Origin of the sequence: Cyanobium sp. FACHB-13342 (genome assembly GCF_014697415.1) — a bacterium.
Classification (GTDB): domain Bacteria; phylum Cyanobacteriota; class Cyanobacteriia; order PCC-6307; family Cyanobiaceae; genus Cyanobium_A.
Genome location: NZ_JACJRT010000015.1, coordinates 64,590 through 88,815 on the forward strand (window position 1 = coordinate 64,590; position 24,226 = coordinate 88,815).

Genomic DNA, 24,226 nt, shown 5'->3' on the forward strand with positions numbered 1-24,226 from the left:
GAACGGCTCATGGTGTCAGCGGCAGCTTCTCCCAGCTGCGGCAGATCTGCACGAAGTCTCTGGCCCTCTGGGAATCCTTGGCGCCGGCCCCATCCTCAACACCCGAGTTCACATCCACGGCGGCGGGGCCCACCGTCTCCAGCGCGGCGCGGAGGTTCTCCGGCCGCAGGCCGCCCGCCAGGATCACCGGCTTGCCGATCTGCTCCACGATGCGGCGGCTGATGCTCCAGTCGTGGGTCTGGCCGGTGCCGCCGATGCGATCGGCCGTGCGGGAATCCAGCAGCAGGGCATCCACCTGCGGCTCGGCGGCGATGGCTGCGGCGATGGACTGGTCGGCGTCGCCCTGGCCCACATGGATCGCCTGGATCAGCTTCACGCCGGGTAGGGCGCCGCGGAGGGCCTGCAGCTCCTGGGGTGCGATCCGATCCTGCAGCTGCAGGGTGGTGGCGCCCACCTGCCGGATCAACGCAATGATCGGGGTTGCCTGCTGCAGATGGGTCACCATCACGCTGCCAACGAACGGCGGTAGGAGAGCCACCAGCTCCGCCGCTGCTGCCGCCGTCAGCTCGTCTTCGGTGCGGTGGCGCGCGCCGACGATGAAGCCCAGCGCATCGGCGCCGGCGCTTAGGGCCACAGCCAGATCGCTGCGGCTGCGGATGCCGCAGAGTTTCACCCGCAGGGGAGCCGCCCAGGGACCCCGCTGCACCTAGGTCCCCAGGTAGGCCGCCCGCAGGCTCGGATCCGCCAGTAGTTGGGCGGCCGGCCCCTGCAGGGTCACCTGGCCAGCCTCGAGCACATAGCCCCGATCGGCGATGGCCAGGGCCGCCTGGGCGTTCTGCTCCACCAGCAGGATCGTGAGGCCATCGCGGTGCAGCTGGGCCAGGGCGGCCATCACCTCACCCACCAGCCTGGGGGCCAGCCCCAGGCTGGGCTCATCCAGCATCAGCAGGGTGGGCCGGGCCATCAGGGAGCGGGCAATGGCCAGCATCTGCTGCTCACCGCCCGAGAGGGAGCCGGCCAGTTGTTGGCGCCGTTCCGCCAGCCTCGGGAACAGGGCGTAGCAGTGGTCCAGGTCGGCGGCGATGTTGGACCGGTCGCGCCGCAGCCAGGCGCCGAGGGCCAGGTTGTCGGCCACCGACTGGCGGCTGAGCACCCGGCGGCCCTCGGGACAGTGGCTGATCCCCAGCTTCACGGTGCGTTCGGTGCGGAGCCGGAGGATCGAGCCGCCGTGCCAGAGGATGGCGCCTTCGGAGGCGGGAATCAACCTGGAAATGGCCCGCAGGGTGGTGCTTTTGCCGGCGCCATTGGCTCCCAGCAGGGTCACCAGCTCGCCGGTCTGCACGGTCAGATCGATGCCATGCAGGGCGGTGATGCTGCCGTAGCGCACCACCAGATGGCGCAGTTCGAGCAGGGGGCCACTCATGGGGTCCCTCCGAGATAGGCCTCGATCACCGCCGGGTCGTGCCGCACCTGGTCTGGGCTGCCGAGGGCGATGCGTTGGCCGAAGTTCAGCACCGCCAGGCGGTCGCACAGGCCCAGCATCAACGGCACATGGTGCTCAATGATCAGCACCGTCAGGGCGAACTCGTCGCGCACCCGCCGGATCAGGTTCTTGAGGTCGTCCTTTTCGCTGGGGTTCATGCCGGCGGCCGGCTCGTCGAGCAGCAGCAGCTGGGGACGGCTGGCCAGGGCCCGGGCCATCTCCAGGCGGCGGCGGTCCCCATAGGAGAGGTTGGCGGCGTTCTGGTGGGCGGCGGTGTCCAGGCCAAACAGGCTGAGCAGCTCGAGGGCCTGCTGCCGCAGCTGGCTTTCCCGGCGGCGAAAAGTGGGCGTCTGGAGCAGGGCGGCTAGGGGGGGCTGGCGGCCGTGCTGATGCAGACCCACCAGCACGTTGTCGAGGCAGCTCAGCGAGTTGAACAGGCGCAGGTTCTGGAAGGTGCGGGCGATGCCGAGGCGGGCAATGCGATGGCTGCTGAGGCCATCGATGGCGGCGCCGCGCCAGCGCACCGAGCCGCTGCTGGCGGCGGTGAGCCCGGACACCACGTTGAACAGCGTGGTCTTGCCCGCCCCATTGGGGCCGAGCAGGCCGAAGATCTCCCCCTCCTGCACGGCCAGATCAACGGCCTGGAGCGCTTGGAGCCCGCCGAAGCGCACCCCCACATTCTCAACCTGCAGCAAGCTCATGGCCGTCCCTCCTGCGGTCTGGGCACAGCGGAGCGCTCCATCCGTCGCCAGAGCGTCTGGAACAGCTGGGGGGTGATCAGGCCCTGGGGAAAGAACAGGGGACCCACCAGAATCACCGCGCCGAACACGATCAGACGCAGGTCGCCCACCGGGCGAAGCAGTTCGGGCAGTGCCGTCAGCAGCAGGCCTCCGAACACCGGCCCCAGCCAGGTGCGCGATCCCCCGAACACCACGAAGGCCAGGGTGGTGATGCTGGCATCGAAGTTGCCGAGCTTGGCGTTCCAGGAGTTGAGGAAGTGGGCCGCCACCACCCCGGTCACGCCGGCCACCAGGGCACTCAGCACAAAGGCCAGCAGCTTGGTGTCGGCCGTGTTGATGCCCTGGCTGGCGGCGGCCAGTTCGTCATCGCGGATGGCCGCCATGGCGCGGCCGGGTCGGGTTTTTTCGAGGCGATCACACAGCCAGCACACCACGGCCAGCAGGATCAGCGTGAGGCCCACGTAGCCCTCCGGGCCTGAAAAGGGCTGGGGGATGCCGAAGATGCCCAGGGCTCCGCCGGTGAACTCCAGGTTGAGGGTGACCACCCGCAGGATCTCCACCAGGGCGATGGTGGCAATCGCCAGGTAGATCCCCCGCAGCCGCAGCACCACCCGACCCAGGCCGAGGGCCAGCACCCCCGTGAGCAGGGCCGCCAGGGCCATTTCCAGCAGCACCGAGGCAATCGGGTAGAAGGCGTCGCCGCTGCCCAGGGCTGGCACCCGGGTGGAGAGCAGGGCGGCCACGGTGCCACCGATGGCGTAAAACCCCGGTGTGGCCAGGGAGAGCTGGCCGCAGCGCAGGGGCAGATACACCGACAGCCCCAGCAGGGCGCCGAGCAGCATCTGGACCAGGAGACCCGTTTCCATGGATGGCTACACCTTTTCCGCCAGGGGCCGGCCCAACAGACCCTGGGGCCGGATCAGCAGCATCAGAAACAGAAAACCGAACGCCACAGCGTCCTTGTAGCCCGAGAGATCGGCAGGCACGCAGGCCTCGGCCAGACCGATGATCAGCCCCCCCAGCACCGCGCCGGGCACGCTGCCCAGCCCCCCCAGCACCAGCACCCCCAGGCCCTTGAGCCCGTAGCCGATGCCGAAATAGGGGCCGGCGATGCTCACGCTCAACCCCACCAGGCCCCCGGCCACCCCGGCCAGGAAACCACTGATCCCAAAGGCGATCTGGATCATGCGGCCGCTGTTGATCCCCAGCAGCTGGGCGGTCACCGGGTCTTCGGACACGGCCTGCAGGGCCTTGCCGCTGCGGCTGCCATCAATCCAGATCGAGAGGGCGACGAGCAACAGGCCGGCGATGGCCAGCAGCAGCACCTGAACGGTGCGCACCTTGGCGCCGGCGATGCTGATCGCCACCGGCAGCGCCTCCAGCGTTCCAACCGGGATCGAATAACTCTCGGCGCCCACCAGCAACTGGATCAGGTTCACCAGGATCACCCCGGCTCCAAGGCTGGTGATCAGGGCCAGCAGGGGGTCAGAGCCCCGTTCGCGCAGCGGGCGGAAGGCGATGCGTTCGAGCCCCAGCGCCACCGCTGCCGCCCCCACTCCGGCCAGGGGCAGCGCCAGCCAGAAGGGCAGGCTGAAGGGCAGCTGCTGACCGGCCATCAATCCATTGGCCCCCACCGTGCCTCCGATCAGGAAATAGGTGAAGTAGGCCCCCAGGGTGAAGATGGCGCCATGGGCGAAGTTGATCACGCCCAGCACCGAAAACACCAGGGTGTACCCCAGGGCAAACAGGGCATAGACCGCCCCCACCGAGAGACCGTTGAACAACAGCTGCAGCAGGCCTTCCATGCGCTGGGGGGCTAGGGGAGGGTTGGCGATGGGTTGGGCAATAGGGCAAAGCGCCCGGTTTTGCCTGCGGCGTCCATCTTCACGCGGGCCACATAGAAATCCTTCTGAATCACCTCTCCCTCGGGGGTGAATCGGATCTCACCGAGGGGGGTGTCGTAGGTGCCCTGGAGCAGGACGGTGTTGAGGGCGCGGCGCAGGTCCGGCAGGGGCATGCGGGCCAGGGCCTGGCCCTTGGGCGGCTGGATCTGGAGTTTCTGAGCTTTGCTGACCAGGTTCGGACTCAGCTGCCTGAGGGATTCCTGCCTGTCGAGGCGGGTGAGGGCTTCGTGGATCACCTGCAGGGCGGCGTAGGCCTGGGCCGTGAACTGCGGGGGTGAGGTGCCTTGGTGCCGTTTTTGGTAGAGCTGCACAAAACGACGATTGACGGCCGTTTGGGCCTCCGGGCTGTAGGCCTGGGCAATCAACAGACCATCGCAATAGCGTTGGCACACGGAGTAGATGTTCGGGGAATTCATGCCGTTCCCCGCCGCAATCAGGCCCGTGTAGCCCATTTCCCTGAGCTGGCGCACCAGGTTGCCGCCATCGTTGGGCAGGGCGGAGATCACGATCAGATCGGGCCTGGTCTGCAGCGTGTCGGCAATCGGCTTGTGAAAATCGATGTCGGCGGTGCTGGTGCGTTGCACGGTGACCAACTTCAGCCCCAGCCCCTGGATGCTCTTTTGGAAGATCTTGGTTTCCGAGGTGCTGTAGGCATCGTCCTGGGCGAAGAAGACGGCCACCCGTTCCAGCTTGGGGTTGAGACGCTTGGCCGCCTGGATGGACAGGGGGGCCACCTTGGACACGGGGGCGGAGATGCGCGAGACGAAGGGGCCGATCTCGGGAACGCCCATGGCCGTGTTGGAGGCCCCCAGCACGGGCACGCCGGCACGGTCGGCGATCGGATCCACGGCGAAAGCCTGCTGGGAGAGGGAGGGGCCGATCAGGGCGACCACCGGTTGTTGCAGCAAGCGCCGAAAGGCCGAGGTGGCGGTTTGCTCGTCGGAGCCCCCATCTTCCAGCCGCAGCGTGAGGGCCGGTGCGCGGCCCCCGAATTCGGAAGCGGCGAGTTCCAGTCCGACGCGCTGGTCTTGACCGATCAGGCTGGCATTGCCGGTGAGGGCCACCACGGCCCCCAGGGTCAGGGTTGGGCTGCCGGAAGGGGCTCGATTCGAGGCTTGGCAGCCCAGCAGGACTCCGCAGGCCCCCGCCAGACCAACCGCCAGAGCTGGGAAGGGGAGCGAGGGCGGTCTGGTGGGGGGCATGGGTAAAGGTTGGGGTTACGGCAGCAGGGTGAAGCGACCGGTCTTGCCATCCGGATTCATGCGCACCTTGGCCACATAGAAGTTCTTCTGGATCACCTCCCCCTCCGGTGTGAATCGGATTTCACCCAGGGGGGTTTGGTAAGTGCCGCTCAGAATCTCATCCATCAGGGCCTTGCGGGCCTGGGCCAGCGGCAGGGTCTTGAGGGGGTGTTTGCGGTCGAGGCGCTGGAGGGCTTCGCCGATTACCTGCATGGCGGTGTAGGCCTGGGCGGTGAGCTGGGGAGGGATCCGGCTCGCCGTTGGGTTGCGGGCCTGGGTTGCGGCGAAGGCGGCGAGGAAGCGCTGGTTGGTCGGGGTGGCGAGCTCGGGGCTGTAGGCCTGGGCGATCAGGATGCCATCGCAGTACCGCTGACAGATCGGGTAGATGTTCGGCGTGTTCATGCCGTTGCCGACCACGATCGGCCCCTTGTAGCCCAGTTCCCGCAGCTGACGGATCATGTTGCCGCCGTCAACCGCCTGCAGGGACAGCACCACCAGGTCGGGCTGCTGGTTCAGGGCGGCGGTGATCTGGTTTTGGAAGTCCTGGTCGTTGAGTTGGGTGCGCTGCACCGTCACTGGCTTGAGGCCCTTGTCCGTGAGGGCCTTCTGGAAGATCACGGTTTCGGCCGTGCTGTAGGCGTCGTCCTGGGCGTAGAACACGGCCGCCCGGCGCAGGCCGGGATTCAGTTTCAGCGCCTGGGCAATCGAGAGCGGCGCAATCACCGAGCTCTGGGCTGACACGCGGCTGATGAAGTGGCCGATCTGGGGAATGCCTTTGGCCGTGTTCGAGGGGGCCACCACGGGCACGCCCCGGCGCTGGGCGATCGGATCGGCGGAGAAGGCCTGCTGGGAGAGGGTGGGGCCGATCAGGGCCAGCACGCCGCGGTTGATCTGCAGGTTGAAGGCCGCATTGGCGCTGGGCTCATCGCTGCCGCTGTCCTCCAGGCTGAGGGCAATCGGTTGGCCGTTGACACCGCCGGCGCTGTTGAGGGCCTTCAGGGCCAGTTCGATGCCGGTTTTCTGGTCCTGGCCGTAGACGTTGGCGTTGCCGGTGAGCGCCAGTACGGCTCCCACCGGAACCCCCTTGGAGAGATTCACCGGGCCCTTGGCCGTGGTGTCGGTGCAGCCACTGAGGCTGATGCCGCTGGCGAGCAGGGCTACCAGGCTGGCGCTGAACCGGCGATTCATCCGGGGGGGCTGGCTGGTCAAGCGATGGCCGCGAAGCAGTCGCGGAAGGCGGCAATGGTGGCGTCGATGTCGGCGTCGGAGTGGGCCAGGGAGGTGAAGCCCGCCTCAAAGGCGCTCGGGGCCAGGTACACGCCGCGCTCGAGCATGGCCCGGTGCAGCTTGCCGAAGCGCACCGTGTCGGCGGCCTTCGCCTCCTCGAAGTTGCGCACCGGGCCCTCACACAGGAAGAAGCCGAACATGGCACTGATCGAGCCGCCGGTGATCGGCAGGCCAGCGCTGCGGGCGCCCTCCAGGATTCCGTCGACCAGGCGCTTGGTGATCGTCTCGAGGCGCTCGTAGGTGCCGGGCTGCTTGAGCAGTTCCAGGGTCTTGATGCCCGCGGTCATGGCCAGGGGATTACCGCTGAGGGTGCCCGCCTGATACATCGGACCCGCCGGGGCCACCATGGCCATGATGTCGGCCCGGCCGCCGTAGGCGCCCACGGGCAGGCCACCGCCGATCACCTTGCCCATGGTGGTGAGATCGGGGGTGATGCCGAACTTGGCCTGGGCGCCGCCGTAGCTGATGCGGAAGCCCGTCATCACCTCGTCGAACACCAGCAGGGCGCCGTTGTCCTTGGTGAGTTCGCGGATGCCCTCGAGGAAGCCCGGTTCGGGGGTGATGAAGCCCGCATTGCCCACCACGGGCTCCAGGATCACGCCGGCGATCTCGCCGGGGTTCTCGGCGAACAGCTGCTTGACCGCCTCCAGATCGTTGTAGGGAGCGGTGAGGGTGCTGGCGGCGGTGCTGCGCGGCACGCCGGGGGAATCGGGCAGGCCCAGGGTGGCGACCCCGGAGCCGGCCTTCACCAGGAACATGTCGGCGTGGCCGTGGTAGCAGCCCTCGAACTTGATGATCTTTTCGCGGCCGGTGAAGGCACGCATCAGCCGCAGCACCGACATGCAGGCCTCGGTGCCGCTGTTGACGAAACGCACCATCTCCACCGACGGCACCGCCTCGATCACCAGTTCGGCGAGGGTGTTCTCCAGGGCGCAGGGGGCCCCGAAGCTGGTGCCCTTGTCGAGGGCCTCATGCAGGGCGGCGATCACCTCGGGGTGGGCGTGGCCACAGATGGCCGGTCCCCAGCTGCCGATGTAGTCGATGTAGCGGTTGCCATCCACGTCCCAGGCGTAGGCGCCCTTGACCCGGTCAAACACGATCGGCTGCCCACCCACGGAGCGGAACGCCCGCACCGGGGAGCTGACGCCACCGGGCATCAGGGTCTGGGCAGCCCTGAAGAGGTCCTGGGAGCGGGTGGTGTTCAGGGCAGGGACCGAAACAGAAGCCGAGGTCAAGGCGGGATCCGCGGAGGGAGAAAACCGCCGACCATCCTGACCCAAAACCGCCCCCAGCGCTTTGCCGGTAAGTTCGGGGGGCTTGCCACGGGTGCCGTGAGCGTCAACTGGCCAGAGCTGGAGCGGCACCTGCGGCGTTTGCTGCCGCCCCGGGCCGTGGTGGCGGCCCGTCAGGAGTTGCTGGCCTACGACTGTGACGGCCTGACCCTGGCGCGCCACCAGCCCCGCCTGGTGGTGCTCCCCGAGACCACGGAGCAGGTGGCGGCCATCGTGCGCCACTGTCACCGGGAGGGGGTGCCCTTTGTGGCCCGGGGCAGTGGCACCGGGCTCTCCGGCGGCGCGGTGGCTGAAACCGACGCCCTGGTGATCGCCACCAGCCGCATGCGCCAGGTGGTGGCGGTGGACCTGGAGAACCGCCGCATCACGGTGCAGCCCGGCGTGATCAACAGCTGGGTGACCCGCGCCGTGGCCGGCGACGGCTTTTATTACGCCCCCGACCCCTCCAGCCAGGTGGCCTGCAGCATCGGCGGCAACGTGGCCGAAAACTCCGGCGGCGTGCACTGCCTCAAGTACGGCGTCACCAGCAACCACGTGCTGGCCCTGGAGGTGGTGCTGCCCGACGGCACGGTGACCACCCTGGGCAGTGAGCTGGATGAAACGCCCGAGCTCGACCTGCGCGGCACCTTCATCGGCAGTGAGGGCACCCTGGGCATCGCCACGGCGATCACCCTGCGGCTGCTGCGGGCCCCCCAGAGCGTGGCGGTGCTGCTGGCCGATTTCACCAGCATGGAGGCGGCCGGGGAGGCGGTGCGGCAGGTGACGGCCTCCGGGTTGTTGCCGGCGGGGATGGAAATGATGGATCGCCTCACGATCGAGGCGGTGGACGACTACTTCGGCGTGGACGAATACCCCCGCGATGCGGCGGCCCTCCTGCTGATCGAATTGGACGGCCAGGAACGGGAGGTGGCGGCGGCGGTGGAGCTGGCGACCGCCCTCTGCCAGGCGGCGGGTGCCCGCACGGTGCGCCAGGCCACCGACGCTGCCGAGCGGGCCCTCCTGTGGAAAGGGCGCAAGTCGGCCATTTCGGCACTCGGGCGCCGCTTCCCCAGCTACTACCTCCAGGACGGCGTGGTGCCCCGCAGCGCCCTGCCCAAGGTGCTGGCGGCGATCGAGGCGCTCAGCCTCAGCCATGGTCTGCCGGTGGCCAACGTGTTCCACGCCGGCGACGGCAACCTGCACCCCCTGATCCTCTATTCGTCCCAGGAGCCCGGCATTCAGGAACGGGTGCAGGCCCTGGGCGCGGCCATCCTGCGGCTGTGCGTCGATGCCGGCGGCAGCATCACCGGCGAGCACGGGGTGGGATCCGACAAGCGCTGCTATCTCGACTGGATGTACGGCCCCGACGACCTGGCCACCATGCAGCTGGTGCGCCAGGCCTTCGATCCCGCCCGTCTGGCCAACCCCGGCAAGATCTTCCCCACCCCCCGCAGCTGCGGCGAGTCGGCCCGGCGGGCGGCGGTGCTCCAGGCCCAGGGCGCGGCCCTGCCGGAGCAGGCCGTGGCCTTCTAGGCGTCGTCCTCCTCTTCGCCGTCCTCCGGCGGCCACACCAGATTCACCACCACCGGCGCATGGTCGCTGGGCTGCTCGTTGCCCCGGGTGGCCTTGTGGATCACGCAGCCGGTGGCGCAGTCCAGCAGCTCCTCCGAGAGGTAGATGTGGTCGATGCGCCAGCCCTGGTCCCGGTCCCAGGCGCCGCTGCGGTAGTCCCACCAGCTCCAGTGGCCGCTGTTGGGCTCAAACATCCGGAACACGTCGCTGAGCCGCTCCCCCAGGGCTGCCTGCAGGGCGGTGCGCTCGGCGTCGCTGGCCATGATCCCGCCGCTGAGCCGCTCCGGGTCGGGCAGGTCGCGGGCTTCCGGACCGATGTTGAAGTCGCCCACCATGCAGAGGGGATCGCCCTGCTGCTCCTGGGCCACCAGGTAGCGCTGCAGGCAGGCCAGCCACTCGAGCTTGTAGGCGTACTTCTCACTGGTGAGGGAGCTGCCATTGGGCACGTAGAGGTTGAGCACCCGCACCCCCTCGATCAGGGCGCTGATCACCCGTTTCTGCTCGCTCAGCCCCGGGGCGTCCGGGTCGTGGGGCAGCAGGGCGTCAAAGCCGATCTGCACATCCTCCAAGGGGAGCCGGCTGAGGATGGCGACGCCGTTGTAGGCCTTCTGGCCGCTGATCGCCGTGGCATAGCCGAGGGCTGTGAAGGCTTCGTGGGGAAACAGCGCGTCGGTCACCTTGGTTTCCTGCAGGCACAGCACCTCCGGTTGCTCCTGCTCCAGCCAGGCCAGCACTTGCTCCAGGCGCGTGCGCACCGAGTTCACGTTCCAGGTGGCGATCCGCATGGGCCTTGAACGGCGCAACTAGAGTGAGTATCTGAGCAAACCGGAGGAGTGCCCCCCATGGCCGCTTGGCGTTTCCACAAGCTGGTTGCCTCGGGTGGGGCGGGGGTGTGGATCGGAATCGCCGGCCTGGGACCTGCGGCCCAGACCCCTCCCGCTGGGGCCCAGGAGAAGGGCTACGGACAGACGATCAGCAGCCCCCAGCAGGAGCGTGAGCTGGATTACGGCACGGGCACCAACCGGGGCGGATCGGCCCTGGATTCCACCAATCCGTGGGAGCTGATGAACAAGCTGCGCAAGGCGTCCTCCCTCGACGACGCCACCCAGCCCAGCGATGCCGTCGATGCGGCCCTCAAGGACTTTGATTCCCAGTCGTCGCCGCCGGCAAAGGCTTCGCCGGCGGCGACGGTGAAGGGGCCCTGAGCGGGGCCAGGCCCCAGGCGGCGGCCACCTGATCCAGGCGGGGGTCGCTGGGCCCGGGCTTGCGGGCCCGCGCCAGGGCCAGGGATTCCTGGGCTCCCTTGATGTCGCCCCGTTCCTGCTGCAGCATCGCCCGGGCCAGCAGGGGCCGCTGATCCGTGGGGAATCCCGCTGCCAGCTTGAGCAGCAGCGACTCGGCCTGGCCCGGCTGGCCCCGCTTCTGCAGCACGTTGGCCAGCAGCAGCCCGATCGGCAGGGCCTCCGGTTTGAGTTGGGGCTTGCTGGCCCGTTGCAGGGCTGCCTCCAGCTGGCTCTGGGCCTGGGCGCCCCGGCCGGTCTCCAGTTGCAACAGGGCCATCAATTGCAGGCCCTCGATCTGGTCGGGTCGCAGGTTGAGCAGCTGGCGCACCTCCCGCTCGGCGCCGCTGCGGTCCTTCTGGTCGCGCCGCAGTTCGGCCAGCAGCAAACGCAGCGACCACTGCTGGGGCCGTTGATCGGCCAGGCGTTCCAGTAGCACCGTGGCCTCGGCCTTGCGGTCGAGGGCCACCAACAGCTCCAGCAGCCGTTGTTGTTCGGCCTCACTGGCTTCGCCCGCGTCGAGGCGCTGCTGCAGGCCGGTGGCCTGGCCCGCCAGGGTGCGGCGGGCGGCGTCGGCGGCTTCCGGGCCGTTCTGCAACTGGCCCAGCCACCAGCCGCCGCCCAGGCACAGCACGCCGATGCCGGCCGCGGCGAGTCCCGTCCAGATTCCGGAGCGGTTGGCAGCGGGCGGCATCGGGGTGGGAGATGCGGTTGGCTGCCAGTCTGCCCCGCTTCCTGCACCCGGTCCCCTGGTCCGGAGCCACCTAAAGTCATGCCCATGCGCCAACACCCGATCTCTCCGGTCACCGAGCCCACCCAGTACCGGGCCATTGGCGTGGTGCGGGGTGTCTATGTGCCCACGGACGCTGAGCAGCTCACCCGCGGCGTGATCCGCACCGAGGACGGCGTGGAGCTCGAGGCCGTGGTGCTCGGCCGCCTGCTCACCCTGATGCGGCGCCACCTCAACCTGGCGGAGCCCCACCTCTGGGTGGTGTATCCCCGCTCCCGCGAAGAGGAAGGCCTCCATCTGCAGATGGTGGGGGTGTGGGAACCCAGCACCCTGGCGGCCGGCGAGGAGGCCGACTCCCCAGCGCCGGAGACGGCCCCGGATGCCCTGCCTGAAGGCGACGACTACTTCTCGGTGCGCGGTGAGCTGATCTACACCCGGCCCGAAACCGGCGACCTGGTGGTGAAGGTGCGCCAGATGCCCCGGCCCGATGGCAGCCGGCCGGTGCCCTTCAAGCTCCAACTCAAAGGCGACCTGCCCCTGGAGCACCTGCGCCACTTCGTGGCCCTCAACCTGCGGCGCCAGGGCCAGGTGCTGCAGCTCGAAACCTTTGAAGTGATCGGTCCGGTGGCCCAGCGCGGCAACCGGGGCGGCAAGGGGCGCCGCGATGGCGGCTCCGCCAAGGGCGGCAAGGGCGGCAAGGGCCGCTCCCCCGCTGGCAGCCAGGCTGGGGGCGGCCACCGCGACAGCGCCGTCAGCCGGCCAGCGCCCTAAGTACGCCGCCATGACCCAACCCCTGGCGGCGGGCCTGGCGGTGGCCCTGGTGAGCCTGGCGGCAATCCTGGGCCCTTCCCTGGGCCTGTCGCCCTGGTGGATCACCCTGGCCACCGCCCTGGGGCTGGGCAGCCTCACCCTCGATGCGGCCCGCTTTGGTGGCCGCGGCGGCCATGTGCTGGCCGAGGCCCTGCCCGGAGGTGAGGGCCGCCTGCGGCGGATTGCGGTGCATGAGGCCGGCCACCTGCTGGTGGCGCGGGAGGAGGCGATGGCGGTGCGGCAGGTGCTGGTGGGCTCGCTCGCCTGCCTGCGGGCCGGCCTCAGCGCCAATGGCAGCACGGAGTTGGAACCGCCGGCCCACGCCAAATTGCCCGCCGAGGAGCTGCGCCGCTGGAGCCGGGTGCTGCAGGCCGGCATGGTGGCCGAGCAGCTGATCTACGGCCAGAGCACGGGGGGTGCCGATGACCGGGCCCTGTTGGGTCGGCTCTGGGGCCTCTCCGGCCTCGATGTGGATACGGCCCAGCGGGAACAGCGGCGCGCCCGGCGCGAGGTGGAGCAGTGGCTGCGGGCCCGGGAGAGCGAGCTGCGTTCGGAAGCGGAAGGGCTGCTGGCGGTGGCGCCACGGCTGGGCCGACCCCAGGTCGGGGGGGCCTGAATGGTGCTGGCGCTGCTGGACGCGCCCACCGGTCTGGCGGGCAACATGCTGCTGGCGGCCCTGCTGGACCTCGGCTTGCCCGAGGAGCAGATCCATCGTCCCCTGGCGGCCCTGGGGCTGGCCGACGCCTACCGGTTGGAGCTGGAGGAACGCCGCAGCGGCGGCCTGCGCGGTTTGCACCTGACTGTGGTGAACCGGGAGCCCCAGCCTCCCCACCGCCACTGGGGTGAGCTGCGGGGCCAGCTGCAGGCGGCCCCCTGGGAGCCGGCGCTGAAGCAGCGGGTGCTGGGGGTGTTTGGCCTGCTGGCCCAGGCGGAGGCGGCGGTGCATGGCCACAGCCCCGAGCAAGTGCACTTCCACGAGGTGGGGGCCCTCGATGCCCTGGTGGACGTGGTGGGGGTGTGCGCCGGATTGCTGCACTTCGGCGTGGGGGAGCTGGTGTGCAGTCCGCCGCCGGCGGGCCATGGCGTGGTGGCCACGGCCCACGGCACCCTGCCCCTGCCGGCGCCTGCTGTGTTGGAGCTGGCCCGCCTGCGGGCGATTCCCCTGGCCTCAGCCGAGGGGTTCCCTCCGGGGGAACTCACCACCCCCACCGGCCTGGCCCTGGTGGCCTGCTGGGCCAGCCGCTTCGGTCACGCCCCCACCCATGTGCCACGCCAGGTGGGCGTGGGGCTGGGTTCGCGCCAGCTGGATCGCCCCAACCTGCTGCGCCTCACCCTGGCGGAGTCGCTCCTGGCTGAGCCCCAACCTGCCGAGGCCACCCAGGCCGACCTGCAACTCGAAACCGTGCTGATCCAGCAGGCCCAGATCGACGACGCCACCCCCGAAGACCTGGCCTTCCTGAGCGAGGAGCTGCGCCGGGCCGGTGCCCTGGAGGTGTTCAGTCAGTCGATCGCCATGAAGAAGGGTCGGGTGGCCCAGCTGCTCACGGCCCTGGTGGCCCCGGAGCAGGCCAGCGCCCTGCGGCAGGTGTGGTGGCTCCACAGCACCAGCCTGGGGGTGCGGGAGCAAGCGCAGAGTCGTTGGGTGCTGCCGCGCCGCAGCCTGGAGCTGGACACGCCCTTGGGGCCGGTGCGGATCAAGCAGGCCCGGCTGCCCGATGGCCGCTGGCGCAGCAAACCGGAACACGACGACCTGGTCGCCCTGGCGCGCCAGCACACACTGGGGATCGATCAGGTGCGGGCCATCGTGCAGCACACCCTCGAGCACTCGTTCCAGCCGTGACCCTGCCGCCCGCGATCCAAGCCCTGCTCCAGCGCGTCCGGGGTGCGGTGGCGCCCCTGGCGGGCCGGCTGGCCGCACGGTTTGAGGCGCTGCCGCCCCTGCCCGGTGGCCTGAAGCTGTGGATCAGCCTGCTGAGCTTCGGCTTCCTGCTGGCCGCCCTGGTGGGCCATGGCCGCCAGTTGCTCCAGCTCAGCCTCGATGGCCAGGGCTGGCTCTGGCTGCTGCTGGGGGTGGGCGTGAGCTTGCTGAGCCTGGTGGCGAACGGGGTGGGCCTGGGGGTGGTGCTGCGCTGGCTGGGCCTGCGCCCCCACTGGCCGGAGCTGGTGCGGGCCTACCTCGCCACCAACCTGCGCAAGTATCTGCCCGGTGGCATCTGGCACCTGGCCAGCCGGGTGCAGCTGCTGCGCAGCGATCAGGCTCCGCTGGCGGCGCCCGCCTCTGGGGGGCTGGCCCTGGCGGCGGTGCTGCTCGATCCCCTGGTGGCGGCCGTGGCGGCCCTGGCGCTGGTGGTGGCCGGGGGCTGGCAACACGGTTTGGCGCTGCTCGCCGTGCTGCCCCTGGCCCTGCTCTGGCCCCGTTGGCTCCATCCCCTGCTGGTGCGGCTGGAGCGCCGCAAGGCCGCGGAGCTGGGGATGGAGAGCGAGGCCGCCGCGGCCCCGCCGATCCGCGGCTACCCCTGGCCGCCGCTGCTGGTGCAGCTGGCCTTTGTGTTGCTGCGTTTTGCGGGGTTTGCCTGCTGCGTGCAGGCCTTCGACCTCTCCTACAGCCTTGGCTGGGGCGGCTGGCTGGCGGGCTTCGCCGTGGCCTGGACCGCCGGCCTGGTGGTGCCTGGCGCCCCCGGCGGCCTGGGGGTGTTCGAGGCGGTGCTGCTGCTGCGCCTGGGCTTTGCCATCCCTGAGGCGCCGCTGCTGGCGATTGCGATCAGCTATCGCCTTGTGGTGACGCTGGCCGATCTGCTGGCGGCGCTCACGGCCCGGCTGGATCGGCCGCGCCCAAAGCCGCTGGTGGGATAGGGAGGACGCCTTGGGATTGCTGTTGGAGCCATCGCTGGTGGAGCCCATGGCCCGTGGCCTGCTGGGGGGCATGTCCTGCAGCGGTGGCCCCACCGTGGAGCAGCAGCGCCTTCTGCAGGCGCTGCTCACCCACCTCTGGGAGCGTCCAGAGCTGCGCGTTCCAGCCCTTCAGCCGATTGGCCCCGAGGAGCTCGCTGCCTCGCTTGAGGATCTCCCTTCGCGGCGGGTGGCTCATCTGTTGCAGATGACCCTTGAGTTTTGCCGCCATCCCCAGACGGATGCCCAGCTCGAACTAGGCCGGGCCTATGCGGCGGCGCTGGGGGTGAGCAGTGAGGCCCTGGAGGTGAGCCGCGATTGGTTGCTCCAAGGGGTCGACCAGGCAGCGGCGGATGTGGGCAGGATTTTCACCACGTTCCTGCCCTTGCGCAGTGAGCCGGGTCTGGCGAATTTTCAAGCCTCCGCGCACCAGCCAGAGCCAGAGCTGGTGGCCCGGATTGAGGGCTTTGCCCAGCTCCCGGAGGGCAGCCTGGGGCAGGCGTTGCTTGGTTATTACGAGCGCTTTGGCTTCCCAATTCCCGGGCGGGATGCCTGCGCCCTCAATCACCTCTACCTGGCCCACGACATGACTCACGTGATTGCGGGGATTGCGGCGACCAGTGCCGGTGAGATCGCCCTCAGCGCCTTTCAGTGGGCCATGCAGGACAACCCCATCAATGAGAGTGCCCTCCTGGCCTCGTTGGTGACCCATGAGGCGGGTTTTGTGAGCGCCAATCCCACCCTGGCGCCGGATCACTCCAGCCTGAACAGCCCCTCCGCGGCCTATCTGCTGGCGTCTGAACTCAAGCGGGGCAGTGCCTGCAGCGCCGATTTTTCCCTGGTGGACCATTTCGCTCTGGCACCCTTGCCCTTAACGGAGGTGCGGCAGCAATTCAACGTGTGCCGGCCGCTCCAGCCCAGCCCGGTGGATCACCTGTTTTGGGGTGCCGAGACTTCAGCAGCAGCTCCCTGAAACTTGCATGCTTCCGGCTTCACGGGAGCCGCCGCCCGTGAAGGGCAAGCTGCTGCCGCAGCCGGGGAACAGGCCGTAGTGGCGGCTGAAGTCGCCGATGAATGTGAAATGGGGCGCAAACCGGGTGGCCTGCAGCATCCGGAAGGTGTTGCCGCACACCGGAAACACCCGGCCGGTTTCGATGGCGTGGTGGCCGTCGAGGTCGAAGCGGTGGGGGTGGTGGGGGATCGTGCCGAGGTAGATCACCGCCTGGCCGTGGTCTTCGCAGGCATCCTCCAGTTCGGCGATGTGGAAGAGGCGATAGGTGGCCGAGTAGAAGCGGGCTTCGCCCACCAGGGGCGCTAGCGCCGGTTCCGTGATCCGGATTTCCCGGTCGTTCACCAGCCGGGGGTCGGCGAAGCCGGCGCCCTTGGCGAGGCGCAGGAAGTCGTTCCAGTAGAGGGCGCCGCCCAGGCACTCGCCGTAGAGCACCGGATCGCGCCGCATGGCGTCCGGCAGGCGCCGATCCACGTAGACGTCCGAGAAATACAGCTCGCCGCCGGGCTTGAGCAGCCGCTTCACCCCCCGCAGCACCGCCGCCTTGTCGGTGGAGAGGTTGAGCACGCAATTGCTCACGATCACATCGAAGCCGCCCGGCTCCAGGGGCAGCGCCTCGAGGGCTTCGATCGTGCCCTCCAGGAACGACACATTCCCGTAGCCGAACTGCTCGGCATGGAAGGCCAGGTGCTCGCGGGCCACCGCCAGCTGCTCCGCGGTCATGTCGACGCCCACCACCGAGCCGCTGGGCCCCACCAGCTGGGCCAGGGCGTAGACGTCGCGGCCCGTGCCGCAGCCCAGATCGAGGATGCGGCAGCCCTCCAGCAGGGGCGGGCACACCAGGCCGCAGCCGTAGTAGCGCGCCAGCACATCGGGGTGGATGCGAGCCAGCAGCGGCCGCAGCCAGTCCGGCACCGCGTCGGCATCGCAGCAGGCGCTGGTTTTGAGGTCGGCCGTGCCGGTGAGCTCCTGGCCGTAATAGGCCTGAACGGCGGCTTGGGTGGGCATGGCGGCGCGCGGCCTGGAGAGATGGGTTCAGTTTGCCTTTGGCGGCGCAGGCACGGCGGCCGTGCAGGCGCGATCCAGGGTCTGGAGGTAGCGATCTAGGGGTTCGCGGGCCATCAGGCGGGCCTCCGCCTCCCTCGGCCATTGGTCGGGGCGATAGAGCAGCTGCAGCTCGCGGCGATCCCGTCGCCCGAGCTGGTGCAGCAGGGCATCGCTGCCCAGCAGGGGGGTGCCGCGCAGGCAGAGCGACTGCACCGCATGCCAGCCCTCGTGCAGCAGGGTTTCCAGCTGGTTGCCCCTGGGGCACACCACCACCTCGCGCCGGCCGCGTACGTACAACCCGAACAGCTGGGGCTCGGCGCAGCGCGGATGCTCCCGGCGAATCACAAAACCCCGCTGCTCAAAGGCGGCGATCGCCTCCTGCAGGGCGTTCCCCCGGGCGAGGGCCGCCAGGGGCTGCAGGAGCACCACCCCCAGGAGGATGGCGCCTAGCCCAGCTGCCGGCCGCCTGATGCGGCCTGTCATCCCCAGCTCCCGATTTCGCTCTCCAGCGCCTCCGCCAGGGCGGCCACCAACCGCTGGCGGGCCTGGCAGGAGGCCCAGCCGATGTGGGGCGTCAGGATCAAATTGGGCACGTCTTTGAGGGCATCCAGTTCGGCCCCGGGGGGCTCCTGATCCAGCACGTCGAGGGCGGCCCCGGCCAAGGCCCCCCGCTGCAGGGCCTCCACCAGGGCGGGCAGCTCGATCAGGCCGCCCCGGCCCAGATTCACCAGCACTGCCGACGGCTTCAACCAGCCCAGCCGCTCGGCATTGATCAGGCCCCGGGTGGCCGGGGTGAGCGGGGCGTGCAGGCTCACCACATCCGCCTGACGCAGGGCTGCTTCCAGTTCCGATGCACTGCTGCCGCTGGTGATCGGCCGCACGGCCATCCCGAAGGCCTCGGCCACGGCCGCCACGCCCCGGCCGATGGTGCCCGCCCCCACCACGGTGAGGGTGCGGCCCGCCAGCTCCTCGAATTCCGGCTCCACCAGGGCAAACACCGGGCTGCGTTGCCAGGCGCCGTCGCGCACCTGGCGCCGCCGGGTGGTGAGATCGCAGACGAGCTCGAGGATCAGGGCCCAGGTCACCTGCACCACCGAGGCGGTGCTGTAGCGCCCCGCGTTGCGCACGGCGATGCCCAGCTCCCGGCAGGCTTCGCTGTCGATCTGGTCGGTGCCGGTGCTGGCGGCGCAGATCAGGCGCAACTGCGGCAGTTGGCGCAGCAACTCCCCATCCAGCCGGATCTTGTTGGTGATGGCGATCTCGGCCCCTTGCAGGCGCTCCAGCCTCTGCTCCGCGGCCGTGCTTGGCCAGCAGACCAGCTCGGCGTGCTGCTCCAGCGGCGACAGGTCCACCGGGCCCAGGCTGAGGGCGTCCAGAAACACGGCCCGCGGTTTGGTCATGGCGCCTCTTCGCAACTGTGCCTATTGTTGAGAAGCCCAGGGATGCAGCGGTGCCCGCCCAACCCAGCTTGCGCACCAGCCTGCACGATCGTGGTCAGCGGCTCACGCCCCAGCGGCAGCGGGTGCTGGCCCTGTTTGAGCGCATTGGCGAGGGCAGCCATCTCAGTGCCGAAGAGGTGCACCAGCGCCTGCTGCGCAGCGAGGAGCGGGTGTCGCTGGCCACGGTGTACCGCACCCTGCGGCTGCTCAGCTCGATGGGCCTGCTCCAGGAGCTCGAGCTGCCCGAGGGCGGCCGCCGTTTTGAGCTGGCCAGCGATGCCCACCGCGACCACCACCATCTGGTGTGTGTGCGCTGCGGTCGCACGGAGGAATTCGAAACCCCGGCGGTGCTCCAGGCCGGGGAGCAGGCCGCGGGCCATCACGGTTTCCGCCTGTTGGAATGCGTGCTCAATGTGCGCGCCCTCTGCCCCGGGTGCGCGGCGGCGGAATAGGGGCTCGCGCAGGTTTTTGCAAAAGCGCCAGCTCCGCTGTCGGCACCCGGAACGCTCCTTAGCGTGAGCCCGTGGGATCGCCTCGCACGCGATGGCTCGCGTCATGTCTGAATCACCCGCTCGCGGCAGTGGCCTGCCCTCGCCCCGGCTGCATCCCAGTCGGATTCTCGGCGCGGTGGTGGGCGCGGCCCTGGCCTTTCTGCTCACCTGGCGGCTGCCCCTGGTGCCCTCGGCCGTGCTCAGCGCCATCGGCTTAGCGGCGGGCGCCAGCCTCAGCGGCCGGCCCTGGCCTCCGCTCCGCTGGTGGGCCCTGCTCGGGGCGGTGGCCGGGGGGCTGCTCGGAACCGCCACCGTGATTGCTGGCCAGCTCCAGCAGCTGGACCCCCGCGGCGACTGGCCATCGCGGGCGGGTGTCGTGGCGGCGTTGGCATTGGCTGGCGCCGTCTCCGGCCGGCTGCTCAGCGGCGATGCCCACCGCAGCGATCGGCGCCATCCCCGCGACGTGTTGCGGTCGGCCAGCGCGCTCACCACGGGCCTCTTTGCCGTGCTTGTGACCGCGGCCTTTGTGCACTCCGGCCTCGACGTGGCGCGCACCTTCTCCAGTCGCCTCAGCGCTTCGCTCACGATCCTGGTGGCCTCGGTGACGGTGCCGGGCTGGCTGGTGCACCTTCTGTTCCGTCAGGTGCGGACACCGCAGGGAGCCAGCCATGCCTAGTGCAGAGATGGCGTCGTTTCCCGGTCTCGAGCAGGGCCTGGCCCTCCTGGCCACCGCCTTGCGCACCGTGCTCGAGGCCCTGTCCCTGTGCACGGTGCTGCTGGGGCTGTTGGTCACCCTGCGTCAGGCCTGGCGGGCTTGGCGCCGGCGTGGGCGCGGCCCCGCCGGCTTCCGGGGGGTGCGGCTCACCTTCGGCAGCTGGTTGGCGATGGCCCTCGAATTCCAGCTCGGGGCCGACATCGTCGCCACCTCCACCTCCCCCACCGGCTCCCATCTGGTGCAGTTGGCGGTGGTGGCCGTGATCCGCACCCTGCTCAATGTCTTTCTGGCCCGGGATCTGGAGTCCGAGCAGGCTCAGCAGGCGTCTGTGCCGGAGGCTCGCCCGTGAACCTCACCAACGAACTGGCCAAACAGCGCAACCGGGATGCGGCCGAGCGCACCCTGATGGCCTGGATTCGCACCTGCCTCTCCCTGATCAGCTTCGGCTTCGGCCTCGACAAGATCATTGCGGCCATTGATCGCGTTGCCGCCTCAGGAGACGTGCAGGCTCAGCGCGGCGTGCAGCTGGTGGCGGCGGGCTTCGTGATCACAGGCATCGTGGCGATGGTGGGGGCCACGGTCCAATACCGCCGCGAATTGCGCCGTCTGCACCAAAACGACTACGTCTACCGCGACAAGCCCCAGCTGGCGGCGGCCACGGCGGTGTTGATCACCTTGATCGGCGTGGTGGCCCTGCTGCTGGTGGCCTTTGGAGCAGGCCCCTAGCGGCTGGGTCGGCCCGTGCTCGCTTCAGAACGCTTCAGTCACCTGTTGTTCTTCCCGATGTGATGGCTCCGTCTCCCTCTCTCCTGGTTCAGGCGACGCTGTTCATGGTCATGTTCGCCCTCGGGGTGGGCCTACCTCTGGACGGTTTTCGGCGCTGGCAACAGGACCGGGCCCTGGTGCTGCGCGCCCTGCTCGGCACCTGCGTGCTGGTTCCCCTGGCGGCCCTGCTGCTCTTGCTCTGGCCCCCCACCCTGGCCCTCTCCCAGCCGGCCCGCTTCGCCATCTCCCTGATGGCCGTGTGTCCCAGTGCCCCCTTGCTGCTGCGCAAGGCGGGCAAGACCGGGGGGGATCGCGCCCTGGCGGCCCTGCTCCAGGTGGCGGCCGCCTTGGCAGCGATCCTCACGATCCCGCTGCTGGCGATCCTGTTCACCGACACCTTCGGGGTGGCCGGTTGGGCGATCCAGCCCCGCCATGTGGCCAGCCAGGTGGCCGTAGCCCAACTGTTGCCGCTCTTGCTTGGCCTGGTGCTGCGGCGCTTGGCTCCTGGCTGGGCCAGCCGGTTGGAAAGGCCCCTCGACCGGATCGCCAACGTTCTGCTGGTGGTGTTGGTGGTGCTGGTGCTCTGGAAGACGGCTCCGTTGCTGGTCACCTACGTGGGGGCCAATCTCGTGGCCTTGCCCGTGATGGCAGCCCTGGTGCTGGTCAGCCTGGCCCTCGGCTATGGGCTGGCCGACCCGGATCCCCGCCAGCGGGTCACCCTGGCCCTGGTCACCTCAATGCGCAATCCGGGTCTGGCGCTGCTGCTGGCGAGCACCTTCGCCCCCGGGGTGCCGGCCGTCAAATTGGGCATCCTGGTGTATCTGCTCACCACCGTGCTGCTCTCGGTGCCCTTCCTGCGCTGGCAACAACGCACCCAAGGCCAGGCCTGAACTATCTACCCCCCCTAGGAGTTTGCAGTTTGCGCTGAATTGATCCCTTTGCGCTTGTGTTTTGGCGCTTCAAGTTGGGTGTAAAGAAGTGCATGAATGTCCAGTCATCATGGCCATTCATTTCCATCCTTTGAGCAGGCATCCTTGCCCCCTCGCGTCGCGCTCTCTCTCTCCTCCCATGCCCAACGGAAAACCCAACATCCTCATCCTTTGGGGTGATGACATCGGCCAGAGCAACCTGAGCTGCTACAGCCACGGGTTGATGGGGTATGAGACCCCCAATATCGATCGGGTGGCCAAGGAAGGGGCCAAGTTCATCCATTACTACGCCGAGCAGAGTTGCACTGCCGGCCGTGCCGCCTTCATCACCGGCCAGAGCGTTTACCGCACCGGTCTCTCCAAGGTGGGCTTGCCTGGTGCCGAACTCGGCTTCCGCGCCGAAGACCCCACCATTGCCGCCCTGCTCAAGCCCCAGGGCTACCGCACGGGCCAGTTCGGCAAGAACCACTTCGGCGACCGCGACGAGCATCTGCCGACGATGCACGGCTTCGATGAGTTCTTCGGCAACCTCTACCACCTCAATGCCGAGGAAGAGCCCGAGCTGCGCGATTACCCGAAGGAAGACGACCCCGAGTTCCCCAACTTCCGCAAGCGCTTTGCTCCCCGCGGCGTGCTGCACTGCTGGGCCAATGGCGACGGCACCCAGCGGATCGAGAGCACCGGTCCGCTCACCCGCAAGCGGATGGAGACGGCCGACGACGAATTCATGGTGGAGGCCAAGCGGTTCATCCGCGATGCGGTGGCCTCTGGCGAGCCCTTCTTCGTGTGGTTCAACACCACCCACATGCACTTCCGCACCTACGCCCGGCCCCAGGACATCGGGCGCTCCGGGCGCTGGCAGTCGGAATACCACGACGTGATGATTTATCACGACGAGTGCATCGGCGAGATGCTCAACCTGCTCGATGAGCTGGGCGTCACCGACGACACGATCGTGATGTACGGCACCGACAACGGGCCCCACATGAACAGCTGGCCCGATGCCGGCATGACCCCTTTCCGCAGCGAGAAGAACACCAACTGGGAAGGGGCCTATCGGGTGCCTGCCCTGGTGCGCTGGCCCGGCAAGATTCCGGCTGGCACCAACATCACCGGCATCTGCAGCCACCTCGACTGGCTGCCAACCTTGCTGGCCGCGGCGGGCGAGCCGGAGATCAAGCAGAAACTTCTCACGGGCTATCAGGTGGGGAACAAAACGTTCCGCATCCATCTGGATGGCTACAACATGCTCGACTACTGGACGGGCAAGACGGACAAGAGCCCCCGCAAGGAGTTCTTCTACTTCTCCGACGACGGCAATCTGGTGGGTCTGCGCTATGACAACTGGAAGTTTGTCTTCATGGAGCAGCGCCAGCCAGGCACCTGCCAGATCTGGGCCGAGCCGTTCATTGAGCTACGGCTGCCGAAGATCTTCAACCTGCTCACCGATCCCTATGAGCGGGCCGACATCACCTCCAACACCTATTGGGACTGGATGTTCGATCATGTCTTCCTGATCGTGCCAGCCCAGGCCTTCGTGGGCGAGTTCCTCAAAACCTTCGTGGACTACCCACCCCGCCAGAAGGCGGCCAGCTTCTCGCTGGAGCGGGTGATGGAGAAACTGGAGCAGGCGGCTAGCGGCGGGGCCTGATCCATGCCCCCCAAGCCCCCTGGACGACCACCAGCCTCCGGCATGGTGTGGATTCCGGGGGGCTCTTTTTTGATGGGTTCCGACCACCACTACCCGGAGGAGGCTCCGGCCCACCGGGTGGAGATCCCGGGCTTCTGGATCGATCGCGCTCCCGTCACCAACACCCTGTTTCAGAAGTTTGTCAAGGCCACGGGGTATCAGACCGTGGCGGAGCGATCGCCGGATCCGGCGCTCTATCCCGGCGCCCGCGCCGAGCAGTTGCTGCCGGCCTCAATCGTGTTCGTGCCGCCACCGGGGCCGGTGGGGCAGGCCAATCACTACAGCTGGTGGCAGTACATTCCCGGCGCTAACTGGCGTCACCCGGAGGGCCCCGGTAGCTCGATCAAGGGACGGGACCAGCACCCGGTGGTGCATGTTGCCCACGCCGACGCCGAGGCCTATGCGGCCTGGATCGGCAAGCAGCTGCCCCGCGAAGCCGAGTGGGAATGGGCCGCCTGGGGAGGCGGCCAAACGGGAGAGTTCGCTTGGGGGGATGCGCTGCATCCCGGGGGGGTGCCGGTGGCCAACACCTTCCAGGGCGACTTCCCCCATCACAACAGCCGCCTCGATGGCTACGAGCGCACCTCACCGGTTGGGGCATTCCCACCCAATGGCTACGGCCTGGTCGACATGATCGGCAACGTGTGGGAGTGGACCGACAGCTGGTACGGCCCCCATGGCTCTGCGGTTGCTGTGGAGCAGGACTCCTCCGGCTGCTGTGCGACGGCCGAGGCGGCCAGACGGGAGGCCAGCATCGATGCCCAGTCCCAGCATGGGGCCGTGCCCCGCAAGGTGGTGAAGGGGGGCTCCTACCTCTGTGCCCCCAGTTATTGCCGCCGCTACCGCCCTCCGGCTCGCATGGCCCAGGGCATCGATACCGCCACGGGCCACATGGGCTTTCGCTGCGTGGTGAGGCCGGCGGCCTGATCAGCCC

The 24,226-nt window shown here is 69.0% G+C and carries 27 protein-coding genes; 14 read left to right on the forward strand and 13 right to left on the reverse strand.

What is annotated here, in order from left to right; translation table 11 throughout:
* Window positions 1-7: 7 nt before the first annotated feature.
* From H6G16_RS12170 to hemL, 8 genes are read right to left on the reverse strand one after another with little or no spacing between them, the layout of a single operon-like run.
* Window positions 8-706, reverse strand: coding sequence for a phosphoribosylanthranilate isomerase (locus H6G16_RS12170; RefSeq protein WP_199289390.1), 699 nt, complete (start codon window positions 704-706; stop codon window positions 8-10).
* The gene (locus H6G16_RS12175) at window positions 707-1,423 is read right to left on the reverse strand and encodes an ABC transporter ATP-binding protein (RefSeq protein WP_190390595.1); all 717 of its coding nucleotides are present in this window, start codon (window positions 1,421-1,423) and stop codon (window positions 707-709) included.
* The gene (locus H6G16_RS12180) at window positions 1,420-2,184 is read right to left on the reverse strand and encodes an ABC transporter ATP-binding protein (RefSeq protein WP_190390596.1); all 765 of its coding nucleotides are present in this window, start codon (window positions 2,182-2,184) and stop codon (window positions 1,420-1,422) included. Before H6G16_RS12180 ends, H6G16_RS12175 begins: the two co-directional genes overlap by 4 nt.
* A complete protein-coding gene (locus H6G16_RS12185) occupies window positions 2,181-3,089 on the reverse strand; it encodes a branched-chain amino acid ABC transporter permease (protein WP_190390597.1) in 909 nt (302 codons plus the stop codon). The genes H6G16_RS12180 and H6G16_RS12185 overlap by 4 nt, the downstream gene beginning before the upstream one ends.
* A 6-nt stretch (window positions 3,090-3,095) precedes the next feature.
* The gene (locus H6G16_RS12190) at window positions 3,096-4,028 is read right to left on the reverse strand and encodes a branched-chain amino acid ABC transporter permease (RefSeq protein WP_190390598.1); all 933 of its coding nucleotides are present in this window, start codon (window positions 4,026-4,028) and stop codon (window positions 3,096-3,098) included.
* 11 nt (window positions 4,029-4,039) lie between these two features.
* Window positions 4,040-5,329: an ABC transporter substrate-binding protein gene (locus tag H6G16_RS12195; protein ID WP_190390599.1), complete on the reverse strand. Its 1,290-nt coding sequence runs from the start codon at window positions 5,327-5,329 to the stop codon at window positions 4,040-4,042.
* Between the two features lie 15 nt (window positions 5,330-5,344).
* Window positions 5,345-6,577, reverse strand: a complete 1,233-nt coding sequence (locus tag H6G16_RS12200; protein WP_242036416.1) for an ABC transporter substrate-binding protein — start codon at window positions 6,575-6,577, stop codon at window positions 5,345-5,347.
* Window positions 6,574-7,890: a glutamate-1-semialdehyde 2,1-aminomutase gene (gene hemL, locus H6G16_RS12205; protein ID WP_190390600.1), complete on the reverse strand. Its 1,317-nt coding sequence runs from the start codon at window positions 7,888-7,890 to the stop codon at window positions 6,574-6,576. Before hemL ends, H6G16_RS12200 begins: the two co-directional genes overlap by 4 nt.
* A 96-nt stretch (window positions 7,891-7,986) precedes the next feature.
* Here hemL and H6G16_RS12210 point away from each other — a divergent pair, with 96 nt between their 5' ends.
* On the forward strand, window positions 7,987-9,459 hold the full coding sequence (locus tag H6G16_RS12210; protein WP_190390601.1) for an FAD-linked oxidase C-terminal domain-containing protein: 1,473 nt from the start codon (window positions 7,987-7,989) through the stop codon (window positions 9,457-9,459).
* Here H6G16_RS12210 and xth read toward each other — a convergent pair.
* Window positions 9,456-10,283, reverse strand: a complete 828-nt coding sequence (gene xth / locus H6G16_RS12215) for an exodeoxyribonuclease III (protein WP_190390602.1) — start codon at window positions 10,281-10,283, stop codon at window positions 9,456-9,458. The two genes, H6G16_RS12210 and xth, sit on opposite strands and share 4 nt — an antisense overlap.
* A 57-nt stretch (window positions 10,284-10,340) precedes the next feature.
* Here xth and H6G16_RS13155 point away from each other — a divergent pair, with 57 nt between their 5' ends.
* Entirely contained in the window at window positions 10,341-10,703 is a 363-nt protein-coding gene (locus H6G16_RS13155) for a hypothetical protein (RefSeq protein WP_242036417.1), read from the forward strand.
* Here H6G16_RS13155 and H6G16_RS12225 read toward each other — a convergent pair.
* Complete coding sequence (locus H6G16_RS12225) at window positions 10,633-11,472, reverse strand: hypothetical protein (RefSeq protein WP_190390603.1); 840 nt, start codon at window positions 11,470-11,472, stop codon at window positions 10,633-10,635. The two genes, H6G16_RS13155 and H6G16_RS12225, sit on opposite strands and share 71 nt — an antisense overlap.
* A gap of 84 nt (window positions 11,473-11,556) precedes the next feature.
* On the opposite strand from H6G16_RS12225, the gene H6G16_RS12230 reads away from it, so the two are divergent.
* The 5 genes from H6G16_RS12230 to H6G16_RS12250 are packed head-to-tail and all read left to right on the forward strand — an operon-like array spanning window position 11,557 to window position 16,180.
* Window positions 11,557-12,279 carry a hypothetical protein gene (locus H6G16_RS12230; RefSeq protein WP_190390604.1) on the forward strand — a complete coding sequence of 241 codons (723 nt, stop codon included), beginning with the start codon at window positions 11,557-11,559 and terminating at the stop codon, window positions 12,277-12,279.
* Between the two features lie 10 nt (window positions 12,280-12,289).
* Window positions 12,290-12,934 carry a hypothetical protein gene (locus H6G16_RS12235; protein WP_190390605.1) on the forward strand — a complete coding sequence of 215 codons (645 nt, stop codon included), beginning with the start codon at window positions 12,290-12,292 and terminating at the stop codon, window positions 12,932-12,934.
* Window positions 12,935-14,158, forward strand: a complete 1,224-nt coding sequence (larC, locus tag H6G16_RS12240) for a nickel pincer cofactor biosynthesis protein LarC (protein WP_190390606.1) — start codon at window positions 12,935-12,937, stop codon at window positions 14,156-14,158. It begins immediately after the preceding gene.
* Window positions 14,155-15,171 carry a lysylphosphatidylglycerol synthase domain-containing protein gene (locus H6G16_RS12245; protein ID WP_190390607.1) on the forward strand — a complete coding sequence of 339 codons (1,017 nt, stop codon included), beginning with the start codon at window positions 14,155-14,157 and terminating at the stop codon, window positions 15,169-15,171. The genes larC and H6G16_RS12245 overlap by 4 nt, the downstream gene beginning before the upstream one ends.
* 10 nt (window positions 15,172-15,181) lie before the next feature.
* Window positions 15,182-16,180 carry a hypothetical protein gene (locus H6G16_RS12250; RefSeq protein WP_190390608.1) on the forward strand — a complete coding sequence of 333 codons (999 nt, stop codon included), beginning with the start codon at window positions 15,182-15,184 and terminating at the stop codon, window positions 16,178-16,180.
* Here H6G16_RS12250 and H6G16_RS12255 read toward each other — a convergent pair.
* From H6G16_RS12255 to H6G16_RS12265, 3 genes are read right to left on the reverse strand one after another with little or no spacing between them, the layout of a single operon-like run.
* Window positions 16,163-17,224, reverse strand: coding sequence for a methyltransferase domain-containing protein (locus H6G16_RS12255; protein WP_190390609.1), 1,062 nt, complete (start codon window positions 17,222-17,224; stop codon window positions 16,163-16,165). The two genes, H6G16_RS12250 and H6G16_RS12255, sit on opposite strands and share 18 nt — an antisense overlap.
* A gap of 27 nt (window positions 17,225-17,251) precedes the next feature.
* Window positions 17,252-17,746: a hypothetical protein gene (locus H6G16_RS12260; protein ID WP_190390610.1), complete on the reverse strand. Its 495-nt coding sequence runs from the start codon at window positions 17,744-17,746 to the stop codon at window positions 17,252-17,254.
* Window positions 17,743-18,663, reverse strand: coding sequence for an NAD(P)-dependent oxidoreductase (locus H6G16_RS12265; protein ID WP_190390611.1), 921 nt, complete (start codon window positions 18,661-18,663; stop codon window positions 17,743-17,745). Before H6G16_RS12265 ends, H6G16_RS12260 begins: the two co-directional genes overlap by 4 nt.
* A 50-nt stretch (window positions 18,664-18,713) precedes the next feature.
* Between H6G16_RS12265 and H6G16_RS12270 the strand changes: the two genes are divergently transcribed.
* From H6G16_RS12270 to H6G16_RS12300, 7 genes are all read left to right on the forward strand, one after another.
* A complete protein-coding gene (locus tag H6G16_RS12270) occupies window positions 18,714-19,154 on the forward strand; it encodes a Fur family transcriptional regulator (protein WP_190390612.1) in 441 nt (146 codons plus the stop codon).
* A gap of 103 nt (window positions 19,155-19,257) precedes the next feature.
* A complete protein-coding gene (locus tag H6G16_RS12275; RefSeq protein ID WP_190390613.1) occupies window positions 19,258-19,869 on the forward strand; it encodes a hypothetical protein in 612 nt (203 codons plus the stop codon).
* A 7-nt stretch (window positions 19,870-19,876) separates the two neighbouring features.
* A complete protein-coding gene (locus H6G16_RS12280) occupies window positions 19,877-20,257 on the forward strand; it encodes a DUF1622 domain-containing protein (protein ID WP_242036418.1) in 381 nt (126 codons plus the stop codon).
* Window positions 20,254-20,634, forward strand: coding sequence for a DUF202 domain-containing protein (locus H6G16_RS12285; RefSeq protein ID WP_190390615.1), 381 nt, complete (start codon window positions 20,254-20,256; stop codon window positions 20,632-20,634). Before H6G16_RS12280 ends, H6G16_RS12285 begins: the two co-directional genes overlap by 4 nt.
* A gap of 62 nt (window positions 20,635-20,696) precedes the next feature.
* The gene (locus H6G16_RS12290) at window positions 20,697-21,563 is read left to right on the forward strand and encodes a bile acid:sodium symporter (protein WP_190390616.1); all 867 of its coding nucleotides are present in this window, start codon (window positions 20,697-20,699) and stop codon (window positions 21,561-21,563) included.
* A gap of 178 nt (window positions 21,564-21,741) precedes the next feature.
* The gene (locus H6G16_RS12295; protein ID WP_190390617.1) at window positions 21,742-23,253 is read left to right on the forward strand and encodes a sulfatase-like hydrolase/transferase; all 1,512 of its coding nucleotides are present in this window, start codon (window positions 21,742-21,744) and stop codon (window positions 23,251-23,253) included.
* A 3-nt stretch (window positions 23,254-23,256) separates the two neighbouring features.
* Entirely contained in the window at window positions 23,257-24,219 is a 963-nt protein-coding gene (locus tag H6G16_RS12300) for a formylglycine-generating enzyme family protein (RefSeq protein WP_242036419.1), read from the forward strand.
* The last annotated feature ends 7 nt before the right edge of the window (window positions 24,220-24,226 follow it).

Excerpts from the sequence above, each read along its gene's own strand:
- H6G16_RS12175 (WP_190390595.1), bottom strand. The coding sequence starts at position 1,423 with ATGAGTGGCCCCCTGCTCGAACTGCGCCATCTGGTGGTGCGCTACGGC.
- H6G16_RS12180 (WP_190390596.1), bottom strand. The coding sequence starts at position 2,184 with ATGAGCTTGCTGCAGGTTGAGAATGTGGGGGTGCGCTTCGGCGGGCTC.
- H6G16_RS12185 (WP_190390597.1), bottom strand. The coding sequence starts at position 3,089 with ATGGAAACGGGTCTCCTGGTCCAGATGCTGCTCGGCGCCCTGCTGGGG.
- H6G16_RS12190 (WP_190390598.1), bottom strand. The coding sequence starts at position 4,028 with ATGGAAGGCCTGCTGCAGCTGTTGTTCAACGGTCTCTCGGTGGGGGCG.
- H6G16_RS12195 (WP_190390599.1), bottom strand. The coding sequence starts at position 5,329 with ATGCCCCCCACCAGACCGCCCTCGCTCCCCTTCCCAGCTCTGGCGGTT.
- xth (WP_190390602.1), bottom strand. The coding sequence starts at position 10,283 with ATGCGGATCGCCACCTGGAACGTGAACTCGGTGCGCACGCGCCTGGAG.
- H6G16_RS13155 (WP_242036417.1), top strand. The coding sequence starts at position 10,341 with ATGGCCGCTTGGCGTTTCCACAAGCTGGTTGCCTCGGGTGGGGCGGGG.
- H6G16_RS12225 (WP_190390603.1), bottom strand. The coding sequence starts at position 11,472 with ATGCCGCCCGCTGCCAACCGCTCCGGAATCTGGACGGGACTCGCCGCG.
- H6G16_RS12230 (WP_190390604.1), top strand. The coding sequence starts at position 11,557 with ATGCGCCAACACCCGATCTCTCCGGTCACCGAGCCCACCCAGTACCGG.
- H6G16_RS12235 (WP_190390605.1), top strand. The coding sequence starts at position 12,290 with ATGACCCAACCCCTGGCGGCGGGCCTGGCGGTGGCCCTGGTGAGCCTG.
- larC (WP_190390606.1), top strand. The coding sequence starts at position 12,935 with ATGGTGCTGGCGCTGCTGGACGCGCCCACCGGTCTGGCGGGCAACATG.
- H6G16_RS12255 (WP_190390609.1), bottom strand. The coding sequence starts at position 17,224 with ATGCCCACCCAAGCCGCCGTTCAGGCCTATTACGGCCAGGAGCTCACC.
- H6G16_RS12260 (WP_190390610.1), bottom strand. The coding sequence starts at position 17,746 with ATGACAGGCCGCATCAGGCGGCCGGCAGCTGGGCTAGGCGCCATCCTC.
- H6G16_RS12265 (WP_190390611.1), bottom strand. The coding sequence starts at position 18,663 with ATGACCAAACCGCGGGCCGTGTTTCTGGACGCCCTCAGCCTGGGCCCG.
- H6G16_RS12275 (WP_190390613.1), top strand. The coding sequence starts at position 19,258 with ATGTCTGAATCACCCGCTCGCGGCAGTGGCCTGCCCTCGCCCCGGCTG.
- H6G16_RS12280 (WP_242036418.1), top strand. The coding sequence starts at position 19,877 with ATGGCGTCGTTTCCCGGTCTCGAGCAGGGCCTGGCCCTCCTGGCCACC.
- H6G16_RS12290 (WP_190390616.1), top strand. The coding sequence starts at position 20,697 with ATGGCTCCGTCTCCCTCTCTCCTGGTTCAGGCGACGCTGTTCATGGTC.
- H6G16_RS12295 (WP_190390617.1), top strand. The coding sequence starts at position 21,742 with ATGCCCAACGGAAAACCCAACATCCTCATCCTTTGGGGTGATGACATC.
- H6G16_RS12300 (WP_242036419.1), top strand. The coding sequence starts at position 23,257 with ATGCCCCCCAAGCCCCCTGGACGACCACCAGCCTCCGGCATGGTGTGG.